3 protein-coding genes and 1 pseudogene are annotated in these 3,160 nt (G+C 62.7%); 2 read left to right on the top strand and 2 right to left on the bottom strand.

Annotation, left to right across the window (positions count from 1 at the left end; translation table 11 throughout):
• Window positions 1-563 (bottom strand): ribose-5-phosphate isomerase RpiA (gene rpiA, locus NDI87_RS17305; protein ID WP_296276832.1); only part of this gene is annotated, 563 nt, incomplete at its 3' end.
• Window positions 564-622: 59 nt separating this feature from the next.
• Here rpiA and NDI87_RS17300 point away from each other — a divergent pair.
• Entirely contained in the window at window positions 623-1,717 is a 1,095-nt protein-coding gene (locus NDI87_RS17300; protein ID WP_296276829.1) for a quinone-dependent dihydroorotate dehydrogenase, read from the top strand.
• Window positions 1,718-1,761: 44 nt separating this feature from the next.
• Here NDI87_RS17300 and NDI87_RS17295 read toward each other — a convergent pair whose 3' ends face one another.
• Window positions 1,762-2,871: an NAD(P)/FAD-dependent oxidoreductase gene (locus NDI87_RS17295; protein WP_296276827.1), complete on the bottom strand. Its 1,110-nt coding sequence runs from the start codon at window positions 2,869-2,871 to the stop codon at window positions 1,762-1,764.
• A 143-nt stretch (window positions 2,872-3,014) separates the two neighbouring features.
• Here NDI87_RS17295 and NDI87_RS17290 point away from each other — a divergent pair.
• Window positions 3,015-3,160: pseudogene (locus tag NDI87_RS17290) on the top strand (aromatic amino acid aminotransferase); the annotation flags it as partial.

Here is a 3,160-nt window from a genome sequence, read left to right as displayed (position 1 = left end):
GCCAGCGGGTCGCTGATCTGCAAGCCGGTGACATCGACCAGGTACTGGCCGTTGTCGGTGACCAGTGGCACACCATTGCTGAGCCGCAACTTGCCTTGCGCACCCTTGGCCGCAAACTGGCGCATGACGCGCTGCGCCGCCATCGGGATCACCTCCACCGGCAGCGGATAGCTGCCCAGCGTCTGCACCAGCTTGGACTCGTCGGCAATGCAGACAAACTGGCGCGACTGCGCCGCCACGATCTTTTCGCGCGTGAGCGCCGCACCGCCACCCTTGATCATGTAGCCCTGGTGGTCGATCTCGTCCGCGCCGTCGATGTACACCGCCAGTTGGTCCACCTCATTGGCATCGAAAACCCGGATGCCCAGCGCCTGCAAGCGCTCGGTGCTGGCCACCGAGCTCGACACGGCGCCCCTGATCTGGTCCTTGATGCTGGCCAGCGCGTCAATGAATTTGTTGACCGTGGAGCCGGTGCCCACGCCCACGATCTCGCCCGGCACCACGTACTTGAGGGCGGCCTGACCCACCAGGGTTTTGAGTTCGTCTTGAGAAAGTGTTGCCATGCGGGAGTCCTAGAGGGGGTTGATCGGGGAAAATATCAAAAAATCTCAGGAATTATCCAATGGCTCTTGTGCCCTACGCCCTCACCCGCCCCTTTTTATTCAAGCTGGACCCCGAAACCGCCCATGAGTTGACACTGCATTCACTCGAGCGCACCCAGGGCAGCGCGCTGAAATGGGCCTACGCCAGCGCGCGCATGAACGACCCCGTGGTGCTGGCCGGGTTGACCTTCCCGAACCGCGTCGGCATGGCTGCCGGGCTCGACAAAAACGCCCGCTGCATCGACGGCCTGGGCGCCATGGGCTTTGGTTTTGTCGAGGTCGGCACGGTCACGCCGCTGGCGCAGCCGGGCAACCCCAAGCCGCGCATGTTCCGCCTGCCGCCGGCGCAGGCGCTGATCAACCGGCTGGGTTTCAACAATGACGGGCTGGCCGCTTTCATCGCCAACGTCAAGCAGTCCAGGCTGTACCGGCAGCGCCAGTCCGGCGCGCCGGATGACTTGCCCATGCTGCTGGGCTTGAACATTGGCAAAAATGCCGCCACCCCCATCGAGCGCGCCACCGACGACTACCTGACCTGCCTCGACGGGGTCTACCCGTATGCCGACTACATCACGGTCAATATCTCCAGCCCCAACACCAAAAACCTGCGCAGCCTGCAAAGTGATGAAGCGCTGGATGGTTTGCTGGGCGCCATTTCGGAGCGGTGTGAACTGCTGGCCCAAAAACATCGCAAACGCATCCCGATCTTCCTCAAAATTGCGCCCGACCTCGACGCGGACCAAATCAAGGTGATCGCCCAAACCCTGCAGCGTTACGGGCTGGACAGCTCTGGCCAGGTCAACAACGCCTGGGGCGTGGTGGCGACCAACACCACGCTGAGCCGCGACGCCGTCAAGGGACTGGCCCATGCCGACGAGGCCGGCGGCCTGTCGGGCGCGCCCGTCTTGGCCATGAGCAACCAGGTGATCAGCCAGTTGCGCGCCGCCCTTGGCCCGCAGTTCCCGATCATCGGTGTCGGCGGCATCATGAGCGCCGAAGATGCCGTGAGCAAGATCAGGGCCGGCGCCGATGTGGTGCAAATCTACACCGGCCTGATTTACCAGGGACCGGCCTTGGTCAAACAAGCCGCCGCCCTGATCAAGAAGACTTTTTAATTGGGGTCAGAGTCCAATTAATTCTTGAAAATGGTCAGGCGAAATTAATTGGAATCTGACCCCCATTGTTTGGCAACCATGTCACCGATAGCCAGGCAACTGGTCAGACCGGGCGACTCGATGCCGAACAGGTTGACCAGGCCCGGCACACCGTGGTCGCGCGGACCCTGGATGACGAAATCACACGCCGGCTCGCCCGGGCCGCTGATCTTGGGGCGAATGCCGGCATAACCGGGCAGCAGCGCGCCATCCTGCAAACCCGGCCAGTATTTGCGCACCTCGGCGTAAAAACCATCGCCCCGCGCCGGGTCCACCGTGAGGTCGTCCGGTGCTTCGACCCACTGCACATCGGGTCCAAACTTGGCCTGGCCGCCTAGGTCCAGCGTCAGGTGCACACCCAGCCCAGCGGCTTGCGGCACCGGGTAGATCAGGTGCGAGAACGGTGCCCGCGTGGAAAGCGTGAAATAGTTGCCCTTGGCGTAAAACGCTTGCGGCACAAAGCGCTGGTCCATGCCGACAAAACGCGCCGCCAAGGCTGGCGCCTGCAAACCCGCTGCATTGACCACGGTTTTTGCTCGCAATTCGGTGCCGTCTGCGGCATGTAACTCGATACCTGACTGCCCGACCCGCGCCCCCGCCAGTGGTGAATTGAGTGCCACAACACCGCCCGCGTTTTCCAGATCCCCCAGCAGCGCCAGCATGAGCCCGTGGCTGTCGACAATGCCGGTGCTGGGCGACAACAGGGCGGCCTGGCACACCAACTGCGGCTCCAGCTGCAGTGCCTCGTCAGCGCTCAAGAGCACCAGATCCGCCACACCGTTGCGCCGCGCCTGCTCGGCAATGCCCTGCAACTGCGCCACCTGTGCCGGCTCGGTCGCGACAAGGAGCTTGCCGCAGCGCCGGTGGCTGATGCCGCGCTCACCGCAGTAGTCGTACAGCAGCGCCCTGCCCTGCACACACAACGCGGCCTTGAGCGAACCCGGCGTGTAGTAAATGCCGGCGTGAATCACCTCGCTGTTGCGCGAACTGGTGCCGGTGCCAATGGCGTTGGCGGCTTCGAGCACCAGCACCTCGCGCCCTTGCAGCGCCAGCGCGCGGGCCACCGCCAGGCCGACCACGCCGGCCCCGACCACCACACAATCCACTTGATCCATCTGTTTCCTCCAGGCCCAGGCCAAGGTTTTTCAAAAAAATCAGTTTAACGAATCAGTTCATAACGCCATGCGCGTCGGTAAAATACAGGGTTTCTACCAGTGGCCGGATGGTCACTTTCACAACCCTTCACAGGACTTTTGTCATGTCACTCTTTTCCGCTGTCGAAATGGCCCCGCGCGACCCGATTCTGGGCTTGAACGAACAATTCAACGCCGACACCAACCCCGCCAAGGTCAACCTGGGCGTGGGCGTGTACTTTGACGACAACGGCAAGCTGCCTTTGCTGGG

Origin of the sequence: Rhodoferax sp., from assembly GCF_023701345.1 — a bacterium.
Classification (GTDB): domain Bacteria; phylum Pseudomonadota; class Gammaproteobacteria; order Burkholderiales; family Burkholderiaceae_C; genus Rhodoferax.
This window is presented reverse-complemented; position numbering and strand designations above follow the sequence as displayed.

Bases quoted from the DNA above. Each gene is read 5' to 3' on its own strand.
- NDI87_RS17300 (WP_296276829.1), top strand. From the start codon at position 623: ATGGCTCTTGTGCCCTACGCCCTCACCCGCCCCTTTTTATTCAAGCTG.
- NDI87_RS17295 (WP_296276827.1), bottom strand. From the start codon at position 2,871: ATGGATCAAGTGGATTGTGTGGTGGTCGGGGCCGGCGTGGTCGGCCTG.